The sequence below is a fragment of the Streptomyces sp. NPDC092369 genome (assembly GCF_044755245.1).
GTDB lineage: Bacteria > Actinomycetota > Actinomycetes > Streptomycetales > Streptomycetaceae > Streptomyces.
Genome location: NZ_JBIVQP010000004.1, coordinates 535989 through 557299, shown reverse-complemented (window position 1 = coordinate 557299; position 21311 = coordinate 535989). Strand labels below are relative to the sequence as shown.

Sequence of the window (21311 nt, the reverse complement as noted above, 5' to 3'; positions counted from 1 at the left end):
CGCTACTTCGTGAGGGCGTTGACGACCGCGTCGACGTACGCCTGCATGGACTGCGGGCCGCCGAACATCCAGATGCCGTCGGGCAGTCGGTGCACGTTGCCCTTCTTCACGAACGGCAGCGACTTCCAAACGGCGTTCTTCGCGAGGTCGTTGGAGAAGGGGTCGCTGGCCTTCTCGGCCTTGCTGCCCATGTAGGCGAACTCGACGTCGCCGAGGCTCGTCAGGCCCTCGACATCGGTGGCGGCGAGACCGTAGGCGGCGTCACCCTTGAGCGTCCAGGCGTTCTTGAGGCCTATCGCCTCATTCACGGCGCCCAGGAGCGAACCGCCGGTGTAGGGGCGGACCGACACCTGGTTGGAGGCGACCCAACCGTCCGCGAACGCGATCCTCCGGCCGGCCAGGCCGGCATCGGCGAGCGCCTTCTTCCCCTCGGCGACCTTGGTGTCGAAGGCCTTCTTCGCCGCGTCGGCCTTGGCCGTGGTGCCGGTCGCCTCGGCGATGAGGTCGAGGTTCTCCTCCATCTGCCCGATCTGGTCGGCGGACTTCGCGGAGCGCACCTCCAACACCGGCGCGATCTTCCGCAGTTGCTTGACAGCCGCGGCCGACAGGTCGGTGGTGGCGACGATGAGGTCGGGCGAGAGCGCTGCGATGGTGTCCATGCTGGGCTCGCCGCGGGTGCCGATGTCCTTGGGCGTGTTCTTCAGCGGGGCCGCGGTGTCCCACGTCCTGTAGCCCTTGACGTCGGCGACACCGACGGGGTCGACGCCGAGCGTGACGAGGCTCTCCACGACGTTCCACTCGGTGCCGACGACCTTCTCGGCGGGCCCGTCGAGCGTGACCTTCGCGCCGCTCGCATCGGTGAGGGTGATGCTCTTCGCACTCTTCTCGGCGCTGGTGGCGGCAGGTTCGGTCGTCCCGCACCCGGCCAGCACGACAGCGGCGGACACGGCGGCGAGAGCTGTGAGGGAACGTCTCATGAGGTGGTGCTGAGCCTTTCGGTCCGTGCGTGATGGCGGCCGATCGCGCGGGTGCGCAGTCGGCCCGTCAGGGGGTCGGTGTCGACCTCGATGCGGATGCCGTACGTCTCGGTGAGGCGCTCGGCGGTGAATACGTCCTCGGGTGCGCCGTCGGCGACGATGCGTCCCGCATCCAGCAGGGCGATCCGGTCGGCGACGGCCGCCGCCTGGTCGAGGTCGTGCAGGACGACACCGACGGCGATGCCGTGGTCGTCCGCCAAGTCCCGTACGAGATCGAGCAGTTCGACCTGGTAGCGGAGGTCGAGGTAGGTCGTGGGTTCGTCGAGGAGGAGGACTCCGGTGTCCTGCGCGAGGCAGCTCGCGAGCCAGACGCGCTGGAGCTGACCGCCCGAGAGGTGTTCGGCGCCGCGGTCGGCGAGGCTCTCCACGTCGGTCAGGGCGAGCGCCCGTCGCACGGCCGCCGCTCCGTCCGGGTCCGCCCTGCCCCAGCGTCCTCGGTAGGGGTAGCGGCCGAACTCCACGATGTCCCGCACGGTCAGACCGCTCGGGGCGGTACGGCCCTGGGTCAGCAGTGCGACCCGTCGGGAGAACTCACGGGCGGTCAGGGCGAGTCCGTCGGCGGTGCCGCCGTTCTCGGCGCCCAGCGCGAGCGTGCCGGTGCGGGCGCGCTGCAGTCGGGCCAGTGTGCGCAACAGTGTCGACTTGCCACTGCCGTTGGGGCCGACGAGCGCGGTCACATGTCCGGGGCGAAGCGTGATCGCCGCCTCGTGCACGACATCCGTTCCGTCGTACGCCACGGTCACGCCCCGCGCGGTCAGCTCGTGTCCACGCGGGCGGGAGGGCTCGCTCGTCTCTTCACCAGAACTCACGAGCGAAGGCTAACCTAAGGTTAGGCTAACCTTCTACATGGCGAAGATCCGTAGACTGGCCCCGCAGCAGCCCGGGATGTTCCGCGCCGAAGTCGCGCGCACCGAGCGTGTCACCCCCTCCGTCCACCGCGTGACGGTCACGGGGCCGGACCTCTCCGAGTTCTCCTGGCAGGGCTACGACCACTGGTTCCGTCTCTTCTTCCCACTCCCCCACCAACAGCGGCTCCACCTACCGGAGTTCACCGGATCGCGCTGGTGGCCGCCCTACCTCGCCATGCCGGAGGAGGTGCGGCCGCACTGCGCCAACTACACCGTGGCGGACTTCCGTCCCGAAGCGGCCGAGATGGACATCGACTTCGTCGTGCACCACGGTCCCACCGGCGAACTCGCCGGACGGGCAGCGATCTGGGCCTGCGGTGCCCGCCCCGGCGACGCCCTCGCCGTCCTCGACCAGGGTCTCCTGTTCGACTGCCCGCCGGACGCCTCCGAGGTCCTGGTCGTCGCCGACGAGACCGGGCTGCCCGCAACCACCGGCATCGTGCGGTCCCTGCCCCGCGAGACGGTGGGCCGGATCATCCAGGAAGTACCCACCGCGGACGACCGCCGTGACCTCGATGCCCCGGCCGGCGTCTGCGTCACCTGGGTCGTCCGCGAGGACCCCACCGCCGTACCCGGCAGCGCCGCCCTCGGCGAACTCCTGCGGCACGCCCCCGCCGACGAGACCGGCTACGCCTTCGTCGTCGGCGAGTCCACGCTGGCCACCGAGGGACGACGCCACCTGCGGAGAGCGGGCCTGCCGAAGGAACGCATCACCTTCTCCGGGTTCTGGCGACACGAGGAGCACCAGGCGGCCTGACGCCGGCCCGGATCAGCGGCCCCCTGTCACACGTCCTCGACGGTCGACGTGACCGGCGTACCGATCTCGACCGTGCGACTGACCGTGCAGAGCCGGTCGTGGGAGGTCTTCACCGCGCGGGGCAGGATCGCGCGGGCGCGGTCGGCGCCCTCGCCGTCCGGGAAGGCGACGGAGAAGGCGACCGCGAGGTCGGTCATGCGGTTGCCGAGCTCGTCGCTGACCTTGTTGCCACTGACCGTGACGGTGAACGTCGTGGGCTCCGCGTGCCGGCTGGTCGCGACGTCGACGTCCACGGCGGTGCAGCCGCCGAGCGCGGCAAGCAGCAGTTCGACGGGGGTGAACGCGGTGTCGTCGGCATCGGAGCCGGTACCGAAGGCGAGCGTGCCGCCGCGGGCGTTGGTCGCCACGAATCGTCCGGGGGCGGTCCGCTCGACGGTGACAGTGCGCAGAGAGTTGTCGGTCATGACTACGACACTAATGCGGCCCGCCCGAGAGACAGCGGATGTCCCCCTTGGCGGAGCCGGTGCCTGCCTCTGACACGAGGCACTGCGTCGAGTCCCCGTATCTCAACTGCCCAGCACCTTGCCCGGGTTGAACAGTCCCCGCGGGTCGAGGGCGTCCTTGACCGCCCGGTTCAGCGCCATCACCTCGGGACCGACCTCGGCAAGCAGACCCTCGCGCTTGAGCAGACCCACACCGTGTTCGCCCGTGACCGTGCCGCCCAGAGCGAGAGCCTCGGTGATGATGTCGTGGAACGCGGCCTGAGCCCTGGCCCGCGCGAGCTCGTCGTCGGGCGGTGTGATCAGCAGCGGGTGGAGGTTGCCGTCACCCGCGTGCGCGATGTTCGCGATGAGCGTCTCGTGGCGCTCGGCGATGGCGTGGATGCGGCCGAGCATCTCCGGCACGGCGGACTTCGGCACGCAGATGTCCTCGGTGAGGACCGGGCCGAGCCGTTCCAGCGCCGGATAGGCCAGGCGCCGGGCCGCGAACAGGGCGTCCGCCTCCTGCTGGTCGGTGGACCGGACCGCCCAGGTGGCGCCGGCGCCCTCGAAGCAGCGCCGGATGGTCTCCGCCTCCTCCTCCCCCGCCTTCCCCGGCGCGTCGGTCCGCCCCAGCACGACGACGTCCGCCTCCGTCGACAGGCCCATGTGCTTCCAGGCGTCGACGGCTTCGAGGCAGTACCGGTCGATGAGTTCGAGCGCCGACGGGACCACGCCGGCGGCGGCCACGGCGGCGACGGCGTGCCCTGCGTCCACGAGGGACGAGAAGTAGCCGGCCACCGTGTGTTCCGGGGCGCGGCTGGGACGCAGGCGGACCGTCACCTCGGTGATGACACCGAGCGTTCCCTCGGATCCGACGAGCAGACCAGTCAGGTCGTAACCCGCCACGCCCTTGGCCGTACGACGGCCCACGCGGACCAGTTCGCCGGTCCCGGTGACGAACTGGAGCCCCAGGACGTAGTCGCGGGTGACGCCGTACTTCACGCAGCACAGCCCGCCCGCGTTCGTGGCGACGTTCCCGCCGATCGTGGACCAGGGGGCGCTGGCCGGGTCCGGCGGGTACCACAGGTCCTGCTTCGCGCAGGCAGCGCGGAGGTCGTCGTTGACGACGCCGGGTTCCACGACCGCGAGGCGCTCCAGCGGGTCGATCTCCTTGATGGCCGTCATGGCCTCGGTGGACAGCACCACAGCTCCGTCCACGGCGTTCGCCCCGCCCGACAGCCCGGTCCCGGCACCGCGGGTGACCACCGGGGCCCCGTGATCGAGGCAGGCACGCACGACCCGTTGCACCTCCTCGGCGGTCCGCGGCCGCACCACGGCCGCCGGGCTGCCGTACGGCGCCCACTCGGCCTCGTCGTGCGCGTACCCCGCCATCACGCCGGGATCGGTGACGACGCGTCCCTCGGGGAGGTCGCTGTGCAGACGTCGGATCAGTTCGCGGTGCGGGGCCTCAGCGTGCATGACAGCACCGTAGACCTCGTCGGACCTCGATTCCGATCCGGTGATCACCGGACAAAACGATCACGTGGGGGATTTCGGGAAGCCTGGCGGCGCCTCGGATGTTGCTGTGTATGACACCGGTTTTCGGCGTCCCTGATCACACCGAAGGCCTCCGGGCCTTCTTAGAAGGGGAACAAACAGCCATGTTCAAGCGCATTCTCGTCGCCGTCGATCCCAGCCCCTCCCGGCAGTCCGCCCTCCGGCTGACGAGTGAGCTGGCCCAGTTGACGGACGCCGACGTCCGGGTCCTGCACGTCGTCGCCTCCGCCGCCAACCTCGCCGCGGTCGTTCCGCTGGAGGACGACTCCGAGGCGAAGGCCATCCTCGACGAGGCCGTGGCCACCCTGCGGGACAAGGGGATCAAGGCCGAGCCGGCTCTGGCCAGGGGTCTGACCACCCAGGTCGCCGCCGCCATCTCCGAGGCGGCCGACGAGTTCGGCGCCGACCTCATCGTCCTGACCCCGCACCACCGGGGATCCCTGGAGGCGCTCTTCGACCCGCGGGTCAGCGACGCCGTCGCGCACACCAGCCACGCCGCGATCCTGCTGGCGCCGGAGGAAGCGGCGCAGGCCTGATCACTCCGTCTGTCTCCTGGCCGGGCGTCACCGCTCGGCCCAGGAGACGGGGGCGGACGACCGCGCGTAGGGTTCCCGGATGATCGAGGTACCGGAGACGTTCGCGCGGAGCACGATCGAGCGCGAGGGCGCCACGGGAGCGGCTTGGCTCACCGAAGTGCCCGCCATTGTCGACGAGTTGATGCGTCGATGGGCATGTACGCGGGACGGCGAGGTCGTGCACGGCGGTGTCGGGGTCATCGTCCCGGTGCGGCGGCCGGACCGGTCGCCGGCTGTGATGAAGGTGTCGTTCCCCCACCCCGGCAACGTCCGCGAGCCGGACGCCTTCGAGGCGTGGCACGGGCGCGGAGCCGTCCTCCTGTACGCGCGTGACGACGAACGGTTCGCCATGCTGCTGGAGCGGGTGCACACGTCCACGCTCGCGGAGGTCGAGGACGGCGACGAGGTGGTGTCGGTCGCCGGCCGACTCAATCGGCGTCTGGCCGTTCCCGCGCCGCACGACCTGCCCCGGCTGCGGGAGCAGACCGGCGCCTGGGAGGAGCAACTGTGCACGGACGCCGGAGAGTTCAGCGACGCGCTGTCGCGTCGGGCGGTGGACGCCGCCGTGGCGACCGTCCGTGAGGTGGGCCGCGAGCAGCCCGATCTCCTCGTCCACGGCGATCTGCACGGCGGGAACATCCTGCGTGCCGAGCGTGACCCCTGGCTGGCCGTCGATCCCAAGGGCTATGTGGGAGACCCCGCCTACGACGGCGGCACTCTGCTCAAGTCCCGCGCGCTCGCCATCCTGGCGGCGGACGACCCGCGCAAGGCGGTCCATCGCGTCCTGGACGTCTTCGCCGAGGCGGCGGAGGTCGACCGTGAGCGCGTCCGGCGGTGGGCCCAGTTCCATGCCGTCCAGGCCGCGTTCTGGGGCCGGCGCCACGGATTCCGACGAGCCCGCGGCGGCCCGCTGCTGGACCTGCTCACCGAATTCGCGGACAGCCTCGCGGAGTTGCTCGTCGAGCGCGTCTAGTGCAGCGGGCCGGGTGGGCCACGTGGGCGCGCTCGACGAGCGGTCCGCCGGTCAGGTCGCGGTCGCCGCCGCCGCGGCTCGTCCCGCCTGCCGGCCGGAGAAGAGGCAGCCGCCGAGGAAGGTGCCCTCCAGCGAGCGGTAGCCGTGGACACCGCCGCCGCCGAAGCCCGCGACCTCACCGGCCGCGTACAGACCGGGAATCGGGTTGCCCGCGGCGTTCAGGACGCGGCCCGAGAGGTCGGTCTGGAGGCCGCCGAGGGTCTTGCGGGTGAGGACGTTGAGGCGCACGGCGATCAGCGGTCCGGCGCTGGAGTCGAGGAGCCGGTGGATGGCCGCGGTACGGCTGAGGGAGTCGCCCGTGTAGCTCAGGGCGTTGCGGATGCCCATGACCTGGACGTCCTTGGTGTACGAGTTGGTGATCTCCCGGTCGCGGGCCTCGATCTGGCGCTTGAGGTCGTCGAGGACGATGAGGTTGTCGCCGGTGAGCTTGTTCATGCCGGTGACGAGGTCGGTGAGCGTGGTGGCGACGACGAAGTCCGCGCCCTTGTTCTTGAACTTCTCGATCGGCTCCGGGGTCTGCCAGATCCGGGACAGCAGCTGCCAGATGTTCTTGTTGGTGAGATCCGGGTTCTGTTCGGAGCCGGAGAGCGCGAACTCCTTGGCGATGATCTTCTGGGTGGTGACGAACCAGGAGTAGTCGTAACCGGACGCGGTGATCGATCTCAGGGTGTGCAGGGTGTCGTAGCCCGGGATGTCGGGCGAGTCGAACCGCTTGCCGGTGGCGTCGAACCACATCGACGACGGGCCGGGGAGGATGCGGATGCCGTGGTTGGGCCAGATCGGGTCGTAGTTCCTGAGGCCCTCGGTGTAGTGCCACATGCGGTCCGGGTTGACGATCCGGCCGCCCGCTTTCTGGGTGATGCCGAGCATCCGCCCGTCGACGTGGGCGGGAACGCCGGTGACCATGAACGTCGGCGGAGTGCCCATCCGGGCGGGCCAGTTGTGGCGGACGAGGTCGTGGTTGGCGCCGATGCCGCCGGAGGTGACGACGACGACCGGGGCGCGCAGTTCGAAGTCGCCGACGACCGTGCGGGAGCTGGAGGTGCCGCGGGCCGCGGTGGAGGGCTCCAGGAGCGCGCCGCGGACGCCGGTGACGACTCCGCCGGTGGTGACCAACTCGTCCACGCGGTGGCGGAACTTGAAGGTGACCTTGCCCGCGTCGACGCCGGCGCGCACCTTCTTCTCGAACGGCTCGACCACCGCCGGGCCGGTGCCCCAGGTGACGTGGAAGCGGGGTACGGAGTTGCCGTGGCCGGTCGCGAGGCCGCCGCCGCGCTCGGCCCAGCCGACGATGGGGAACCACTGCACGCCGAGCCCGGACAGCCAGGACCGCTTCTCGCCGGAGGCGAACTCCACATAGGCCTTGGCCCACTTGGCGGCCCAGTAGTCCTGGCCGTTGGGGTCGTCGACGCCGCGGTCGAAGCCGGCCGCGCCCTGCCAGTCCTGCCAGGCCAGGTCGTAGGTGTCCTGGACGCCCATGAGTCTCTGTTCGTCGGAGTTGACGAAGAACAGTCCGCCGAAGGACCAGAAGGCCTGGCCGCCGAGGCTCGCCTCGGGTTCCTGGTCGAGCAGCAGCACTTTTCGGCCGGCGGCGACGAGCTCGGAGGTCGCGACGAGTCCGGCGAGTCCGTGGCCGACGACGATCGCGTCGGCGTCCTGCGACTCGGCACCGAAGGCCGGGACGGCGTTCGCGGCGAGGGCGGCCCCGGCGAGCACGCCGCCCGTCACGGTCAGAGCGTGCCGACGGGTGAACGCCGCAGGGGCTGACGAATTCTCCATGGACTGCCTCCAGGGGAGGTGAGGGGGTGGGAGATGCGCGGGTGCCTGCTGCGGCAGCCAGGTGTTACCGACGGTAGCCCAGGAGATCTCGGCGTCACCAGAGTCGTGCGTCATGAACATGCAGGAGGTGGCCGACGGGATTCCCGACGGCCGCACACGGCCTCAAGTAGGGTGCGAGGCAGGCAAGTTGTCCTCGCCGCCGACCTTCACGCCGCCGCGTCGTACGCGACCCGCAGCCGAACGCTCCCCCCGGCCCGCGTCCTCGGCGCGCGGTCCGCGAACACGACCAGCCGCAGCACGAGATACCGACCGACCCCGACGAGCGCGGTGGCCGACAAGTACACCGCCTGCTGCAGCACCAGCCCGCTGCCGGGACGCAACGCGTCCAGCGCGCCGACCGCGGCGGACGTGACCAGCCAACCGGCGATCATGGTGGCCGCGCTCTTCAGGTGTCCGGACAGCCCGGGCCGGCCGTGGCCGAACGAGACGCGAGCGTGCAGCTCGGTGGCGACCACGGTGGAGGCGACGGTGGTCAGCGCGTTCGCCGCCATCCACGGGATCCACTGCGCGAGCAGGACCAGGGCCGCGGAGGCCGCCAGCGTGACCCCGCACCCCAGCCCGGCGAAACGCCCGAAGGCCGCCGCGTGCCGACGGATGAGTCTCAGGCTGTTCATGGTGGCCCCCTCCCCGACCGATGCCCCCGGCGGGGGCGTCGTCTTCATGCGGCAGAGCGTGACCGATCCCGGATTCAGCGCGGTTTCAGAGTGTTCTCAGCCATGGCCGCCCGCTGAAACCGAAGCCGCGGAACGAAGCCGGGGGCACACCGGCGTCGCACTCACGGACGTTGACGGGAATAGACAGAGCTGTCTACCTTGTTGCCCCACACATCACAGACAGACCTGTCTACTCAACGTCGCGCAGACAGCCCAGGACTCCGATGATCCACGTCTTCGTCCTCGCGAAGGGCCTCCGATGAACCCCGTCGAATCATCCGACCGCACCATGACGTCGAGCCGCCCCATCCCGCCACGGGCCGCGTTCTACGTCCTCGCCTCCATCGTGATCTCCCTTCTCGCCGCCTCCAGCGCACCCACCCCGCTCTACGCCGCCTACCAGGCCGAATGGGGCTTCACGCCCATCACCACCACGGTCGTGTTCGGTATCTACGCGATCGCCGTGCTGTCGAGCCTGCTGGTCTTCGGAAAACTCTCCGACCATGTCGGACGCCGTCCCGTCCTGATCGCCGCGATCGCGGCGCAGGCCGTGGCGATGGTGGTCTTCTCCACCGCCGGCGGGGTCGACGAGCTCCTCCTCGCCCGCATCATCCAGGGCCTGTCGACCGGCGCCGCACTGGGCGCGGTCGGAGCCGCGATGATGGACATCGACCGCCCGCGCGGCACCATGGCGAACGCCTTCGTGCCCGGCCTGGGCACCGCCACAGGCGCCCTGGTCAGCGGTTTCGTCGTGCAGTACCTGCCCGCTCCGACCCACGCGATCTACCTCGGGCTGCTCGTGGTGTTCGTCCTCCAGGCGATCGCCGTCTCCCTCATCGACGAGACCGTCGCCCGTGAGCGTGGAGCCCTGGCCAGCCTGGTGCCCGAGATCAAGCTCCCGCGCACGGTCCGCGGCGCGGTCCTGGCGGCCGCCCCCGTCATCTTCGCCGTCTGGGCACTCGCCGGGTTCTACGGCTCCCTCGGCCCCGCCCTGATCCGCACCCTGGTCGGCTCCACCTCCGCCGTCTACGGCGGCCTCGGCCTCTTCGTCCTCGCGATCGTCGCGGCCATGTCCGTCCTCGCCCTGCGCAAGGCACAGACCACCACGGTGATGTACACCGGCATCGCCGCACTCGTCGCCGGAGTCGCGCTCACGCTGCTGGCCATCCACTGGAGCTCGCCCGCTCTGTTCTTCGTCGGCACGGCCGTGGCCGGCCTCGGCTTCGGCAGCGGCTTCCAGGGCGGCATCCGCACGGTGCTGCCGCTGACCCGCCCCCACGAGAGCTCCGGCGTCCTGTCCCTGCTCTTCGTCACCTCCTACCTCGGCATGGGCATCCCCTCCGTCGTCGCGGGCATTCTCGTGGTCCACGGCGGAGGCCTGATACAGACCTCCGAGGAGTACGGGGCGCTGGTCATCGTCCTCGCGCTGCTGGCCCTGGTCGCCCTGCTGCTGCGCGGCAGGCCGCAGCCCGTCCACGGGCTGACCGTGGCCTCCGGACCCGCGGTCGCCGGGCGTCGGCCGGTCGAGGCGGAGAGCGCGGAACGCGTGTCCTGATCGGTTGCTCACTACACTGACGGACACACGACAAGTGATCGGGATGCGCGTGCACGACGAAGCGCCAAGGACGACCGCGTCGTCCGTCAATGGCTCCGCGAACGGTTCCACGAACGACTCCATGACCGGGCAGACCGAGTGCCCGAAGGGAGCGCACGGCCCCCTGCGCGCCTTCCTGGAGACCGAGACCGGCAGCGCCGCGGTCCTGCTGAGTGCGGTGGTCGCCGCGCTCGTCTGGGCCAACGCCGCCCCCGACTCGTACGAGTCGGTGTGGCGGACCGTGATGTCGTTCCGTATCGGTTCGGTCGGCGTGTCCCTGGATCTGCGCGAGTGGGTCAACAGCGGGTTGATGGCGCTGTTCTTCTTCATCGTCGGGCTGGAGGCCCGCCGCGAGTTCGACCTCGGTGAACTGCGGGAACGCCGGCGCGTCATGCTCTCGGGGGTCGCGGGCGTCAGCGGGATGCTCGTACCCGTCGCGATCTATCTCGCCATCAACGCCGGCGAGCCCTCGGCGCACGGCTGGGGCGCGGCCATGTCCACCGACACGGCCTTCGCCCTCGGCATGCTGGCCGTCTTCGGCTCGCGGCTGCCGAGCGGGTTGCGGGTCTTCCTGCTCACCGTGGCGGTCGCCGACGACTTCCTGGCGCTGGCCGTCATCGCGTTCGCCTACAGCGGCTCGGTCTACCTGCCCGCCCTGTTGACCGCGGTCGGCATCTTCGCCGTCCTGCTCGTGGTGCGCAGCGCCGGTGTCCGCAATGGCGCGGTCTACGCGGTGCTGGGCATCGCGCTGTGGGGCGCGCTGCTGCGGTCGGGGGTCGATCCCGTCGTCAGCGGCCTGGCCATGGGTCTGCTCACGTACGCCCATCCCGCCGAGCGGAGCGCGCTGGAGCGGGTCAGCCGGCTCTTCCTGGGCTTCCGGGAACAGCCGACGCCCGAGCTGGAACGCACCCTGCGCCGCGGACTGGCCACCGCGCTGTCGCCCAACGAGCGGCTCCAGCGGATGTTCCACCCCTGGACGAGCTACGTCATCGTGCCGCTGTTCGCCCTGGCCAACTCGGGCATCACGATCAGCGCCGACGCGCTCAAGGACGCGTTCACCTCGCCCATCACGCTCGGCATCCTGCTCGGCTACGTCGTGGGCAAGCCGGTGGGCATCCTCGGCGCCACCTGGATCGCCGCCCGCCTCGGCCGGGGGCGGCTGCGTCCCGCGGTCGGCTGGGGCGCGGTCACCGCGGGCGGGACCCTCGCCGGGGTCGGCTTCACGGTGTCGCTGCTGATCGCCACCCTCGCATTCGACGGAGCGCAGCTCGAACAGGCGAAGATCGGCATTCTGGCGGCCGTGCTCGCCTCCTTCCTGATCACCTGGGCGGTGACGCGGATCATCGCGCTGTTGCCCGGGCCGGCCCGCACCCGCGCCCTGCTCGGCCAGGGCCAGCCCATCGTCGACCTCAGCGAGCCGGTCGACATCGCGCGCGACCACGTGCGCGGACCTCTGGACGCACCCGTGACCGTCGTCGAGTACGGGGACTACGAGTGCCCGTACTGCGGCCTGGCGGAAACGGTGGTCCGCGAGCTGCTCGCCGAGTTCGGGGACGACCTGCGCTACGTCTGGCGGCACCTGCCCCTCACCGACGTCCACCCCAACGCGCAGATCGCCGCCGAAGCAGCCGAGGCGTCGGCCCTGCAGGGTCGCTACTGGGAGATGCACGACATCCTCATGGCCCATCAGGGAGACCTGCGATTGAAGGATCTGCTGGCCTACGCCGAGCAGATCGGCCTCGACACCGACGCCTTCCGCCGCGATCTGCGGGCCCGCGCGGGCGCGGAACGGGTGGCCGACGACGTCGAGTCCGCGGATCTGAGCAGCGTCTCGGGTACACCGACGTTCTTCGTCAACGGCCGACGGCACTACGGCGCGTACGACGTCGCCTCCCTGTCCGCGGCCGTGCGCGCGGCGCGGGCCCGGGCGGCGCTGGCGGCGATTGAGTAGACCTGTCTGGTCACGAGTTAGACTTGCATCATCTGTCGAGAAGGTGAGCGGCATGGCGAAGACGCGGACCGCGCAGACTCCGACGGCACGGGAGCGACTGCTCTCGGCCGCGGGTGAACTGTTCTACGCCGAGGGTGTGCAGACGGTCGGGATCGACCGGATCATCGAGCACGCCGGAGTGGCCAAGGCCTCCCTCTACAACACCTTCGGCGGCAAGGAACAGCTGATCCAGGCGTATCTCGAGTCACGGCACGCCTCGGTGACCGGCCGGCTGCTGCGCGCCATCGACCGCGTCGACGATCCGCGCGAGAAACTTCTGGCGGTCTTCGAGGCGCAGAGCGAGCTGTTCGCCCAACCCACCTATCACGGCTGCGCGTTCGTGTCCGCCAGCGCGGAGGCGAAGCACGGCAGCGCCATCGAGGAGACCACCGACACCTACCGCGCCGCCATCCGGGCCCTGTTCACCGACCTCGCCCGGGACGCCGGCGCCGCGGAACCGGAGGCGCTGGCCCGCCAGTTGCACCTGTTGTACGACGGCGGCGGACTGTCCGCCCGGATGGACCGCGACCCCTCGGCGGGCGCGACCGCCCGGGCGGCGGCATCGGTCCTGATCGACGCGGCTCTGCCCAAGCGCGCATAAGGCGACCCGAGTTCGCGCAGGAAGAAGAGGCTCGGCGTACGGCCGGTCTCATTCCGCCAGGGCGCCGGCGAGTTCCTCGGTGGCGTGGACGAGTGCGGTGTCCCGTTCGCTGAGCAGGCGCGGGATGGCGCCCCCGTCGGCGCGCACGGCACGACGGGCCGCGGACTCCCATCCGACGTAATCATCCTGGTGGCGACGGAGTTTGGGGTAGGCGGCGGCCGTGGTGCCCCATTGGCGGGCGCCGGCGATGTTCCGCAGCAGGTGGAGGATCTGCACCCGGCAGGTGACCTGGGGGCGTTGGGCGAGGTCCCAGAGGAAGGGGACTGTGACGGCCGTGGCCTGGCCGACGACGAAGCCGTACTGACAGATGCGGTTCTGCAGCCGTTCGAGGCCGGTGGTGGCGGCGGCCGGGTCGCCCGAGGCGATGGCGGCGAGCAGGAACGGGATGGCCGCGGCGGAGCCGGTGGAGTCCTTGATGTCACGCCAGGGGACGTGCCCGACGTCCCCGAGTGTCGCCGAGGGGTTCCCTCTCTTCACAGGTGCGGTCATCGCTGCGGGTGTTCGCCGTTCCGTCATCTCAGGTGCGGGGCCGGGTGGGCAGCATGGCCCAGACGGTCTTGCCCATGGGGGCGTACCGGGTCCAGCCCCAGTGCTCGGACAGGGCCTCGACGAGGTGCAGGCCGCGGCCGTGCTCCTTGAGCGGGCCGGTGGCCAGCGGATATCGGGGCAGGCTGCGGCTCCTGTCGGTCACGGCGCACACCAGGTGCGTGGGGCGGAGAGTGAGCTTCAGCCACACCTCGGGGGCCGTCTCCTCGCCCGGGTTGTCGGCGAGGGTGTCCCGCACGGCTCCGGCGGCCAGTTCGGTGACGATGGTCAGCGCGTCCGCACGGCACCGGTCCAACTGCCAGTCGCCAAGGGTGCGTTCGACGAACTCGCTTGCCTGGAGACACCCTCGGTCGGTGCCGGTGAGGCGGATCGTGGCGGTCTTCGGTGCGTTGCGCGGAGGGACACCGGCAGGTGCGGTCCGCTCCGCGGGTGACGCGGACGGGCCCAGCGAGGGTGCTGCGTGTGCGGGCAAGGGCACGGCGCCTCCCTGAGGTGATGTCAGGACCGGGCGCCGACACGGAGGTTGACGCCTTGGTTATTATCCACGACGAGAGCGACTCTGTGCAATTTCACGAGAAATTGCGCACGAGTCAAGGGAGTCGGCGTCACGCGAGACCTGTCTGACCTGTGGTCGGCGGGTGGTCACCGTGGCGGAACACGTGCAAGGAGAGTGCTGTGGCAGCAGTTCCCAACGGAGTGCGAGCGAGTTCACTGGGCGTCCACTGGATCAAGAGCCGCCACAGCAATGCCGAGGGCAACTGTGTGGAGGTCGCCGCCCTGGCCGAGGGAGGTGTCGCGCTGCGCAACTCCCGTGACCCGCACGGCCCGGCGCTGGTCTACACACCGGCCGAGCTGGCCGCTTTCCTGGCCGGCGCGAAGGACGGCGAGTTCGACCACCTGCTGTGAGTCAGCCCGGGGCGAGGCCGCTCAACAACCAAGTCGGACAACCGCGTTCCGCTTCGCCCGACGGATGCGCCGACGGCGGCCGGAATGCGATAATGCGAGCTGTCGTCCCCTGCCCACCGGGAGCCAGGATGCCCTCCGAGTCACCGCGCGTCTCCCGCCTCGAACCGTATCTGAATCGCACCGAGCCCGCCCCGACCTTGCTGAAGATGCTGGTCGGGGTCCAGCTGGCGGGCATCCGCGAGGACGCGGGGTACGCGCAGGAACAGGCCGCCCGCATGGTGGGGTTCAGTCCGGCGAAGCTGTCCCGCATCGAGGCCGGCAAGGGGCGCAAGCCGCCCACCGAGGGTGATGTCCGCGCGCTCCTGGAGCTGTACAAGACGGAGGACTACGAGACGTCGGTCCTGCTGCAGCTGTTGCGGCGGGCCGGTGAACCCGGTTGGTGGCAGCGGTTCGACAAGCGGCTGATGCCGGAGTGGTTCGACCGGCTCGTGGGACTCCAGGAGGCGGCCGCCGCCATCCGTACGTTCGAGATCCAGTACGTTCCGGGACTGCTGCAGACCCCGGCCTACACCCGCGCCGTGGTGGAGCGCGGGCTGCCTTCGGCGCCGGCCCGCGAGATCGAGCGCCGGGTCGAACTGCGCATGCGACGCCGTGAGTTGCTGGAGCGCGGGAACGCGCCGCAGCTCTGGGCGGTCGTCGACGAGTCGGTGCTGTTGCGCGTGCTGGGCGGCCCCGAGGTGATGCGCGAGCAGCTGGAGCACCTGGTGACGATGGCCCAACTGCCTCATGTGACCGTGCAGATCGTGCCGCTGGACGTCACGAACGCCTCCGCGCCGAACATCCCCGTCACCTATCTGCGCTTCGGCGGCCTGGACCTGCCCGACGTCGTCTATCTGGAACAGATCAGAAGCGCCACGTTCCTGGAGGACCGCGACGAGACGGAGGAGTACCGAGTGGTGCTGGACCGGCTCGCGGACGAGGCCCTGAACCCGCGCGAGTCGCTGGCCCGCCTCCGGGAGACCGTGGCAAGCCGGTACCCGGAGGCGTGAGCGAGATGGCCGAGGACGGGGCGTGACCGCGGGAGCCGCTCCCTAGAGGAGTCGGCCCACTCCGCCGAACTCGATCCATTCCTGGGTGAGTTGACGTGGCGCCACCTCACTGTCGGGGCGCCAGGTGGAGACCTCCACCAGTCCCGGGTCGAGGATCTCCATCCCCGCGAACCACTCCGCGACGTCCTTCTGCTCGCGCACCCGGCCCCAGTGCCCCTGGGTCGCCTGGTCCATGAAGTCGGTGACGAACTTCCGGACCTCGGGGTCCTCGCTGACCAGCTGACACATGACCAGAAAGCTGCCGGGCACGAGCTGTTCGACGACCCGGGCGATCACCGAGAGCGGTCCTTCGGTGTCGCTGTCGGGGATGCAGTGGAAGACGGAGTTGAACAGCACCGCGACCGGCTGCGAGAAGTCGATCAGCCGCTGGGTGTCGGGGTGGGAGAAGATCTGGTCGGTCTCGCGCAGGTCGGCCTGGATGACGGCGGTGCGTTCGTTCTGCTCCAGCAGGGCGCGGCCGTGGACCAGGACCATCGGGTCGTTGTCGACGTACACCACGCGCGAGGCCGGATCGATCCCCTGCGCCACCTGGTGCACGTTGTCCTGGGTCGGCAGGCCTGAGCCGTGGTCGAGGAACTGCCGGATGCCGTGCTCCCCCGCCAGCGTCCTGACCACCCGTTGGAGGAAGCGCCGGTTGTTCAGTGCCAGCGCGCGGGTGCTGGGCACCACCTTGTCCAGTTCCTCGCAGGCTGCCCGGTCCACGGCGTAGTTGTCCTTGCCGCCGAGGTAGTGGTCGTACATCCGCGCGGCCGTCGGTACCGTGGCATCGATCTTGGTGGACAACCGCTTCTCGGACTCCATCGTCTCCCCCAGTTCCGCGCACCGGCGGACCTACCGCCGGATCCACCATCCTAGAGAAACGACAGTTGGTGCAGCCACCCCCTTGATCCGGTCAACCCGTACGAGGAGGCCACTGCTCGGTGGCGGCGCCGCACGCGGCTTCCTGCGCGGCCATGACCTCGTCGCCGTGTTCGAACGCCCATGCTCCGACTGCGTCGATGGGCGCCAGCAACGTCCGCCCCAGAGCGCTGAGTTCGTACTCGACCCGCGGCGGTGCCCCGGGGTGCGCGTGCCGTGTCACCAGGCCGTTGAACTGCAGTCGCCGCAGTGTCTCGGTGAGGACCTTGGAGCTGATGCCCCCGATCCGCTCCCGCAGTTCGCCCGGTCTCCTGGGGCCGTCGCGCAGCGCCCAGATCACCACGGCGTTCCAGGTGTTCGAGAGCAGGTCGAAGGCGAGTCGGGCGCGGCAGTCGGCGAGGAAGGCATCGGTCGTCACGTACCGAATGGTGCCTGACGGGCCTCCTAGCGTCGTCCTCAACGGTCGAAGCGGGCACGGGGAGGGATCGCGTGATGAGAATCGGCGTGCTGGGGACGGGCAATATGGCGGACGCCCTCGCCACCCACTGGGCGCGGGCGGGTCACCAGGTGACGGTCGGCGGACGGGACGCGGGCAGGGCGGAGCGGCTGGCGGCGCGTATCGGGTACGGCGCGAGGGCTGCCGACCTGCGGGCGGCGGCCGGGTTCGGTCAAGTGGTGCTGGTCGCCCTGCCGTTCGGTGCGGCGGCCGATGTGGTGCGTGAGCTGCGAGCGGTTCTTGAGGGCAAGGTGCTGGTCGACTGCGTCAATCCGGTCGGGCCGGGGTTCCGGCTCCTGACGGATGCTGGCCCTTCGGCCGCGCGGCGGTTGGCCGCGGCGGCGCCGGGAGCCCATGTGGTCAAGGCGTTCAACCTCTGTCACGAGGACGTGTGGCGGATGCGCCCGCCCGTCTTCGACGGCCGCCCTCTGGCCGTGCCTGTCTGCGGGGACGACGAGGTGGCCATCGCGCGGGTGCACGAGTTGGTACGGGACGTCGGCTGCTCGCCGGTAGCCGGCGGCGGACTCGAAAGGGCGGGGCTCCTGGAGGCGACCGCGGCCCTATTCATCGCTCTGTGGGTGGGCGAGGGGGCGGACGTCCAGGCAATTGCGCCGCCACTGGCCTTTGCGACCGGACCGGCCGAATGACAGAGATGAGGAAAATGGACTAGACATTTCTGGCCTAGACAATTGAGGCCGCTTGAATCGGCGTACGTCATCCCGGAATAAGGCATTCCGAGAGCCGGTCGACCCCGGCGCCAATTCACGCGCCGAGGCCGGCCGGCCTCGCGACTACCCAATTGTCATATGCCGGAAGGGGCCTATATCTCCAGGCCGGCCTCAAGGCGCTTGAGGTGGTGCCGCGCCAGTGCGAGGTTGCTGCGCCCCCGGTCCAACGCCAGGTACAGGAACAGGGAGCCGCTCGTCTGCGTGAGCGGCCTGATCAGGTGGTACTGCCGACCGAGGGTGATGAGGATGTCCTCGATCTCGTCGTCCAGATTGATGGACTTCAGCGTCCGCTGCTTCGCGCGCACGACCTCGGTGTTGCCCGCCCCCGCGACCTCCAGGTCGAGATTCGGCCCACCGCCCAGCACGCCGAGCGTCATGCCGCTCTCATAGTCGACCAGGGACACCCCCAGGGCCCCGTCGATAGTCATCGCTTCCTTGAGCGTCGCCTCAATGTTCACGTGGTGCCTCGTTTCCTTCACGACCGGGCGAGACGGAGGATCTCGCCCCGAAAACGGTCTCAATGCGAGCCGTGCGGGATCAGACAACACCATTCTTTGGCCAGTGTTGCGATAGTTGGCAAATAAAGTAGTCTGCTCGCCGGAGTGACTGAAGGGGGGCCCTTTGTCATCGCTCGACGCCGCGCTCAGCCGTGCCATGAACACGCCCGGCATCAGCGGAGCCGCACTGCTCGACGCCGTCACCGGCCTCTCCTTCGCGGAGTGGGGCGAGGTGAGCGCCGGGAGGGATTCCTGCGACATAGCGGAACTCGCCCGTACCCGTCTCACGCGGGCGGGCGCGTCCGGCGACCTGGAGAACGTCATCGTGACGACCTCCACCCAGCACATCGTGACGATCCAACTCCCCCGGCAGGGCGACCCCTTGCTGCTGTGCGCGACCGTGGACCGTGAACGCACCAACCTCACCTGGGCGCTGCGCGAACTGACCCGGTACGCCGACGAGTTGCTCGCATGACCGAGGCTCCCTCGCAGCCGCTCACCGACGCCCGCAACATCCCCGCGCTGCTGTCGGCGCTACGGGGTCAGGGGCGGTCCTGCACCGTCCTCGTCGCCGGCACCCCGGGCGGCTCGATCCACGTGCGCGACGGCCTCGTGGTCGCCATGGAGACCCCTGGCGCCCCGAGCGCCGAGGGCCTGCTCCTCAGGTCGGGCCGGATCAGCGAGGAGACGTGGTCGTCGGTCCGCGCGGCCGACACCACACACGAACATCTGGCCGACGAGCTGGTGCACCGGGGGCTCGTCGGCGCCGGAGAACTCGAAGTCATCAGCCTGAGCGCGCTGTTCGACGCCGCCTTCGCGCTCTCCCTCGCCACACCCGACAGTTGGGAGGTCACCGATCCCGTACCGACGCTGTATCGCAATGCCGGGGTCACCCCCGAGCGGCTCCTCGACGAGGTGTCCCGCCGTGTCGATCTCCTTGCCGGACAACCCGGTTCGGTGGCCGCTCTCGCCCGCACGCGCATGGAGCCGGCGTCCACCGCCGACCTCCCCGGAGCGGTCGGCACGCTCCCCGCTCGGCACCAGGACGTCCTGGCCCACGCGGACGGACGCAAGACGGCGAGGGACATCGCCTTCGCGCTGGGCCGGGGTCTGTTCGCCGTGATGATGGACCTACGGCACCTGCTGGACCGCGGACTCGTCCGACCGCGCACGCCCTCGGCCGACGCCAGACCGAGTACGGCGGTACGCAGCGCACCCATCGCGACGACGCGCACCGCACCCGGCCCCGTATCGCTCCCGCGTCGCCGCCCCGGCCGCACCTCTTCACCGGCGCACCGGCCTCAGGACTGAACTGTCCGCCCGCAACAGGAAGAAGACGCCATGAGCGACCCCGTGATCGACCTTCTCACCGCCCTGCGGGAGAACGTCATGGGCGTCACCGAAAGCACCCTGGCCACCGTCGACGGGCTCGTCGTCGCCAGTGACGTCAACAAGACCCACCCCGAGTCCATGGCCGCGGTGGCGGCGGCGACGCTCTCCCTCGGCCACCGACTCGCCGACCAGGGAGACACCGGACAGCTCCGCGAGATCAGTGCGCGCTGCAGCACCGGCCATGTCATCGTGACGGCCGTCGGCGACCGGGCGCTGCTCGCGGTCGTGACGGACGAGGGCCTGGACCAGGCGGCCTTCCGCCGCGAGATCCCGGCCGTCACGGCGGAGCTGCGCCGGCACCTCGACAAGGACGTCTCTTCCTGACGTCGAGGCCACCGCCCGTCAATGCGGGCTGGTCCGCCCCTCCTCGGACCCGCCCACCAGCTTCTCGTAGCCCGCCAGCCGCACACACACCGTCACGGCGAAGGCGACCTGCCCGACCTCGTCCGCCGTCGGGAAGGTCGGCGCGATCCGGATCACGCTGTCCTGGGGGTCCTCGCGATAGGGGTGAGTGGCGCCGGCGGGCGTCAGCGCGATGCCGGCCTCGCTCGCCAGCCGCACGACCTCCCGGGCGCAACCGGCCAGGACATCGAGCGTGATGAAGTAACCGCCCTTGGGCCGCGCCCACTCGGCGAGGCCGGTGCCCCCGAGCTGCTCGGTGAAGACGCGGTCCACGGTGTCGAACTTCGGCCGCAGGATCTCCCGGTGCTTGACCATGTGCCGGCGCACCCCGTCGGTGTCCTTCAGGAACAGCACGTGGCGGAGCTGGTTGACCTTGTCCGGTCCGATGGACCGCTTTGCGCTGTACCGGCGCAGCCAGTCGACGTTGGCCGGTGAGGAGCCGAAGAAGGCGACCCCGGCACCGCCGAAGGTGACCTTCGAGGTGGAACCGAAGACGAACGCGCGATCCGGATGACCGGCATCGGCGCACGCGGTGAGGATGTCGGCGACCGGCGTCTCCTCGTCGGTGAGGTGGTGCACGGCGTACGCGTTGTCCCAGAAGATGCGGAAGTCGGCGGCGGCCGTGGGCATGGCGGCGAGTCGGCGGGCGGTGTCGTCGCTGTAGGTGATGCCGGAGGGGTTGCTGTACTTGGGCACGCACCAGATGCCCTTGATCCGCGGATCGGTGCGGACGAGGTCCTCGACCACGTCCATGTCCGGGCCCGTCTCCGTGAGCGGTACGGGGATCATGTCGATGCCGAACCGCTCGCACAGGTCGAAGTGGCGGTCGTAGCCGGGCACGGGACACAGGAACGCGATCCGTCCCTCGTCGACCCACCGCCCTCGCGCACCCGGCAGGGTGGTGCCCAGGAGGGCGTGGACGACGCAGTCGTGCATGAGTTCCAGGCTGGAGTTGCCGACCGCGAGCAGCTGGTCCGTCGGCACGTCGAGCAACGGGCTGAAGATCTCCCGCAGTTCACGCAGGCCCAGCGGGGCACCGTAGTTGCGGCAGTCGGTGCCGTCGGCGGCCGTGTACCGGTCGCCGGGGAGCGAGAGCAGGTCGGCGGCCAGGTCGAGTTGCTCGGGCGAGGGCTTGCCCCGGCTCAGGTCCAGGGACAGCTTGCGGTCGCGCAGGTCGGCGTAGTCACGGCGTGCCTGGTCGAGGTGTGCGGCGAGGGCGGCGGGGTCTGCGGTCGTCGGCATGGTGCTCTTTCCGGAGGGCGAGCGGAGTTCTGGGCGGCCTGCGGGGCGG

Annotated in this window: 24 protein-coding genes; 12 read left to right on the top strand and 12 right to left on the bottom strand. The window is 70.3% G+C overall.

The features are described from left to right. Nucleotides 1-2: 2 nt before the first annotated feature. Nucleotides 3-977: an ABC transporter substrate-binding protein gene (locus ACIQI8_RS26350; protein ID WP_402355150.1), complete on the bottom strand. Its 975-nt coding sequence runs from the start codon at nt 975-977 to the stop codon at nt 3-5. After that, complete coding sequence (locus ACIQI8_RS26345) at nt 974-1846, bottom strand: ABC transporter ATP-binding protein (protein WP_402355148.1); 873 nt, start codon at nt 1844-1846, stop codon at nt 974-976. The genes ACIQI8_RS26350 and ACIQI8_RS26345 overlap by 4 nt, the downstream gene beginning before the upstream one ends. 37 nt (nt 1847-1883) lie before the next feature. Between ACIQI8_RS26345 and ACIQI8_RS26340 the strand changes: the two genes are divergently transcribed. Next, the gene (locus tag ACIQI8_RS26340) at nt 1884-2702 is read left to right on the top strand and encodes a siderophore-interacting protein (RefSeq protein ID WP_402355146.1); all 819 of its coding nucleotides are present in this window, start codon (nt 1884-1886) and stop codon (nt 2700-2702) included. A 26-nt stretch (nt 2703-2728) separates the two neighbouring features. On the opposite strand, the gene ACIQI8_RS26335 is transcribed toward ACIQI8_RS26340, so the two are convergent. Together ACIQI8_RS26335 and ACIQI8_RS26330 are read right to left on the bottom strand one after the other, a co-directional pair. Further along, nucleotides 2729-3166, bottom strand: a complete 438-nt coding sequence (locus ACIQI8_RS26335; protein ID WP_402355144.1) for an OsmC family protein — start codon at nt 3164-3166, stop codon at nt 2729-2731. Between the two features lie 102 nt (nt 3167-3268). Beyond that, complete coding sequence (locus ACIQI8_RS26330; RefSeq protein WP_402356030.1) at nt 3269-4576, bottom strand: FAD-binding oxidoreductase; 1308 nt, start codon at nt 4574-4576, stop codon at nt 3269-3271. Between the two features lie 269 nt (nt 4577-4845). Between ACIQI8_RS26330 and ACIQI8_RS26325 the strand changes: the two genes are divergently transcribed. Beyond that, nucleotides 4846-5277, top strand: coding sequence for a universal stress protein (locus tag ACIQI8_RS26325; RefSeq protein WP_402355142.1), 432 nt, complete (start codon nt 4846-4848; stop codon nt 5275-5277). A gap of 79 nt (nt 5278-5356) precedes the next feature. Continuing rightward, on the top strand, nt 5357-6289 hold the full coding sequence (locus ACIQI8_RS26320; protein WP_402355140.1) for an aminoglycoside phosphotransferase family protein: 933 nt from the start codon (nt 5357-5359) through the stop codon (nt 6287-6289). 51 nt (nt 6290-6340) lie between these two features. On the opposite strand, the gene ACIQI8_RS26315 is transcribed toward ACIQI8_RS26320, so the two are convergent. Together ACIQI8_RS26315 and ACIQI8_RS26310 are read right to left on the bottom strand one after the other, a co-directional pair. Beyond that, nucleotides 6341-8128 (bottom strand): FAD-binding dehydrogenase, encoded by a 1788-nt coding sequence (locus ACIQI8_RS26315; RefSeq protein WP_402355138.1) that lies wholly within the window; start codon nt 8126-8128, stop codon nt 6341-6343. Nucleotides 8129-8334: 206 nt separating this feature from the next. Further along, nucleotides 8335-8802: a GtrA family protein gene (locus ACIQI8_RS26310; RefSeq protein WP_402355136.1), complete on the bottom strand. Its 468-nt coding sequence runs from the start codon at nt 8800-8802 to the stop codon at nt 8335-8337. A 298-nt stretch (nt 8803-9100) separates the two neighbouring features. On the opposite strand from ACIQI8_RS26310, the gene ACIQI8_RS26305 reads away from it, so the two are divergent. From ACIQI8_RS26305 to ACIQI8_RS26295, 3 genes are all read left to right on the top strand, one after another. Continuing rightward, nucleotides 9101-10396 carry an MFS transporter gene (locus ACIQI8_RS26305; RefSeq protein ID WP_402355134.1) on the top strand — a complete coding sequence of 432 codons (1296 nt, stop codon included), beginning with the start codon at nt 9101-9103 and terminating at the stop codon, nt 10394-10396. Between the two features lie 121 nt (nt 10397-10517). Beyond that, nucleotides 10518-12386: a Na+/H+ antiporter NhaA gene (gene nhaA, locus ACIQI8_RS26300; RefSeq protein ID WP_402355132.1), complete on the top strand. Its 1869-nt coding sequence runs from the start codon at nt 10518-10520 to the stop codon at nt 12384-12386. Between the two features lie 52 nt (nt 12387-12438). Then, nucleotides 12439-13026: a TetR/AcrR family transcriptional regulator gene (locus ACIQI8_RS26295; RefSeq protein ID WP_402355130.1), complete on the top strand. Its 588-nt coding sequence runs from the start codon at nt 12439-12441 to the stop codon at nt 13024-13026. A gap of 48 nt (nt 13027-13074) precedes the next feature. Here ACIQI8_RS26295 and ACIQI8_RS26290 read toward each other — a convergent pair whose 3' ends face one another. After that, nucleotides 13075-13575, bottom strand: coding sequence for a hypothetical protein (locus ACIQI8_RS26290; protein WP_402355128.1), 501 nt, complete (start codon nt 13573-13575; stop codon nt 13075-13077). 28 nt (nt 13576-13603) lie between these two features. After that, nucleotides 13604-14104, bottom strand: coding sequence for an ATP-binding protein (locus tag ACIQI8_RS26285; RefSeq protein WP_402355126.1), 501 nt, complete (start codon nt 14102-14104; stop codon nt 13604-13606). A 203-nt stretch (nt 14105-14307) separates the two neighbouring features. Between ACIQI8_RS26285 and ACIQI8_RS26280 the strand changes: the two genes are divergently transcribed. Both ACIQI8_RS26280 and ACIQI8_RS26275 read left to right on the top strand, forming a co-directional pair. Beyond that, the gene (locus ACIQI8_RS26280; RefSeq protein WP_280881144.1) at nt 14308-14538 is read left to right on the top strand and encodes a DUF397 domain-containing protein; all 231 of its coding nucleotides are present in this window, start codon (nt 14308-14310) and stop codon (nt 14536-14538) included. A 128-nt stretch (nt 14539-14666) separates the two neighbouring features. Continuing rightward, nucleotides 14667-15587 (top strand): helix-turn-helix domain-containing protein, encoded by a 921-nt coding sequence (locus tag ACIQI8_RS26275; protein ID WP_402355123.1) that lies wholly within the window; start codon nt 14667-14669, stop codon nt 15585-15587. A 42-nt stretch (nt 15588-15629) separates the two neighbouring features. Here ACIQI8_RS26275 and ACIQI8_RS26270 read toward each other — a convergent pair whose 3' ends face one another. Next, entirely contained in the window at nt 15630-16448 is an 819-nt protein-coding gene (locus ACIQI8_RS26270) for an SAM-dependent methyltransferase (protein ID WP_402355121.1), read from the bottom strand. A gap of 91 nt (nt 16449-16539) precedes the next feature. Then, nucleotides 16540-16923, bottom strand: a complete 384-nt coding sequence (locus tag ACIQI8_RS26265; RefSeq protein ID WP_402355119.1) for a winged helix-turn-helix transcriptional regulator — start codon at nt 16921-16923, stop codon at nt 16540-16542. Between the two features lie 74 nt (nt 16924-16997). On the opposite strand from ACIQI8_RS26265, the gene ACIQI8_RS26260 reads away from it, so the two are divergent. After that, complete coding sequence (locus tag ACIQI8_RS26260) at nt 16998-17648, top strand: NADPH-dependent F420 reductase (RefSeq protein WP_402355117.1); 651 nt, start codon at nt 16998-17000, stop codon at nt 17646-17648. Between the two features lie 173 nt (nt 17649-17821). Here the strand turns inward: ACIQI8_RS26260 and ACIQI8_RS26255 are convergent, their stop codons facing one another. Further along, a complete protein-coding gene (locus tag ACIQI8_RS26255) occupies nt 17822-18187 on the bottom strand; it encodes a hypothetical protein (protein ID WP_402355115.1) in 366 nt (121 codons plus the stop codon). Nucleotides 18188-18350: 163 nt separating this feature from the next. Here ACIQI8_RS26255 and ACIQI8_RS26250 point away from each other — a divergent pair, with 163 nt between their 5' ends. Genes ACIQI8_RS26250 through ACIQI8_RS26240 form a run of 3 tightly spaced genes read left to right on the top strand, consistent with a single transcriptional unit; the run spans nt 18351 to nt 19942 of the window. Continuing rightward, on the top strand, nt 18351-18701 hold the full coding sequence (locus ACIQI8_RS26250) for a hypothetical protein (protein ID WP_402355113.1): 351 nt from the start codon (nt 18351-18353) through the stop codon (nt 18699-18701). Further along, a complete protein-coding gene (locus ACIQI8_RS26245; protein WP_402355111.1) occupies nt 18698-19537 on the top strand; it encodes a hypothetical protein in 840 nt (279 codons plus the stop codon). Before ACIQI8_RS26250 ends, ACIQI8_RS26245 begins: the two co-directional genes overlap by 4 nt. A 30-nt stretch (nt 19538-19567) precedes the next feature. Further along, on the top strand, nt 19568-19942 hold the full coding sequence (locus tag ACIQI8_RS26240) for a roadblock/LC7 domain-containing protein (RefSeq protein WP_402355109.1): 375 nt from the start codon (nt 19568-19570) through the stop codon (nt 19940-19942). A gap of 18 nt (nt 19943-19960) precedes the next feature. Here ACIQI8_RS26240 and ACIQI8_RS26235 read toward each other — a convergent pair whose 3' ends face one another. Next, nucleotides 19961-21262 carry an aminotransferase gene (locus ACIQI8_RS26235; protein WP_402355107.1) on the bottom strand — a complete coding sequence of 434 codons (1302 nt, stop codon included), beginning with the start codon at nt 21260-21262 and terminating at the stop codon, nt 19961-19963. Between the last annotated feature and the right edge of the window lie 49 nt (nt 21263-21311).

Bases quoted from the DNA above. Each gene is read 5' to 3' on its own strand.
- ACIQI8_RS26350 (WP_402355150.1), bottom strand. From the start codon at position 977: ATGAGACGTTCCCTCACAGCTCTCGCCGCCGTGTCCGCCGCTGTCGTG.
- ACIQI8_RS26340 (WP_402355146.1), top strand. From the start codon at position 1,884: ATGGCGAAGATCCGTAGACTGGCCCCGCAGCAGCCCGGGATGTTCCGC.
- ACIQI8_RS26335 (WP_402355144.1), bottom strand. From the start codon at position 3,166: ATGACCGACAACTCTCTGCGCACTGTCACCGTCGAGCGGACCGCCCCC.
- ACIQI8_RS26330 (WP_402356030.1), bottom strand. From the start codon at position 4,576: ATGGCGGGGTACGCGCACGACGAGGCCGAGTGGGCGCCGTACGGCAGC.
- ACIQI8_RS26325 (WP_402355142.1), top strand. From the start codon at position 4,846: ATGTTCAAGCGCATTCTCGTCGCCGTCGATCCCAGCCCCTCCCGGCAG.
- ACIQI8_RS26320 (WP_402355140.1), top strand. From the start codon at position 5,357: ATGATCGAGGTACCGGAGACGTTCGCGCGGAGCACGATCGAGCGCGAG.
- ACIQI8_RS26315 (WP_402355138.1), bottom strand. From the start codon at position 8,128: ATGGAGAATTCGTCAGCCCCTGCGGCGTTCACCCGTCGGCACGCTCTG.
- ACIQI8_RS26310 (WP_402355136.1), bottom strand. From the start codon at position 8,802: ATGAACAGCCTGAGACTCATCCGTCGGCACGCGGCGGCCTTCGGGCGT.
- ACIQI8_RS26305 (WP_402355134.1), top strand. From the start codon at position 9,101: ATGAACCCCGTCGAATCATCCGACCGCACCATGACGTCGAGCCGCCCC.
- nhaA (WP_402355132.1), top strand. From the start codon at position 10,518: ATGACCGGGCAGACCGAGTGCCCGAAGGGAGCGCACGGCCCCCTGCGC.
- ACIQI8_RS26295 (WP_402355130.1), top strand. From the start codon at position 12,439: ATGGCGAAGACGCGGACCGCGCAGACTCCGACGGCACGGGAGCGACTG.
- ACIQI8_RS26290 (WP_402355128.1), bottom strand. From the start codon at position 13,575: ATGACCGCACCTGTGAAGAGAGGGAACCCCTCGGCGACACTCGGGGAC.
- ACIQI8_RS26275 (WP_402355123.1), top strand. From the start codon at position 14,667: ATGCCCTCCGAGTCACCGCGCGTCTCCCGCCTCGAACCGTATCTGAAT.
- ACIQI8_RS26270 (WP_402355121.1), bottom strand. From the start codon at position 16,448: ATGGAGTCCGAGAAGCGGTTGTCCACCAAGATCGATGCCACGGTACCG.
- ACIQI8_RS26260 (WP_402355117.1), top strand. From the start codon at position 16,998: ATGAGAATCGGCGTGCTGGGGACGGGCAATATGGCGGACGCCCTCGCC.
- ACIQI8_RS26245 (WP_402355111.1), top strand. From the start codon at position 18,698: ATGACCGAGGCTCCCTCGCAGCCGCTCACCGACGCCCGCAACATCCCC.
- ACIQI8_RS26240 (WP_402355109.1), top strand. From the start codon at position 19,568: ATGAGCGACCCCGTGATCGACCTTCTCACCGCCCTGCGGGAGAACGTC.
- ACIQI8_RS26235 (WP_402355107.1), bottom strand. From the start codon at position 21,262: ATGCCGACGACCGCAGACCCCGCCGCCCTCGCCGCACACCTCGACCAG.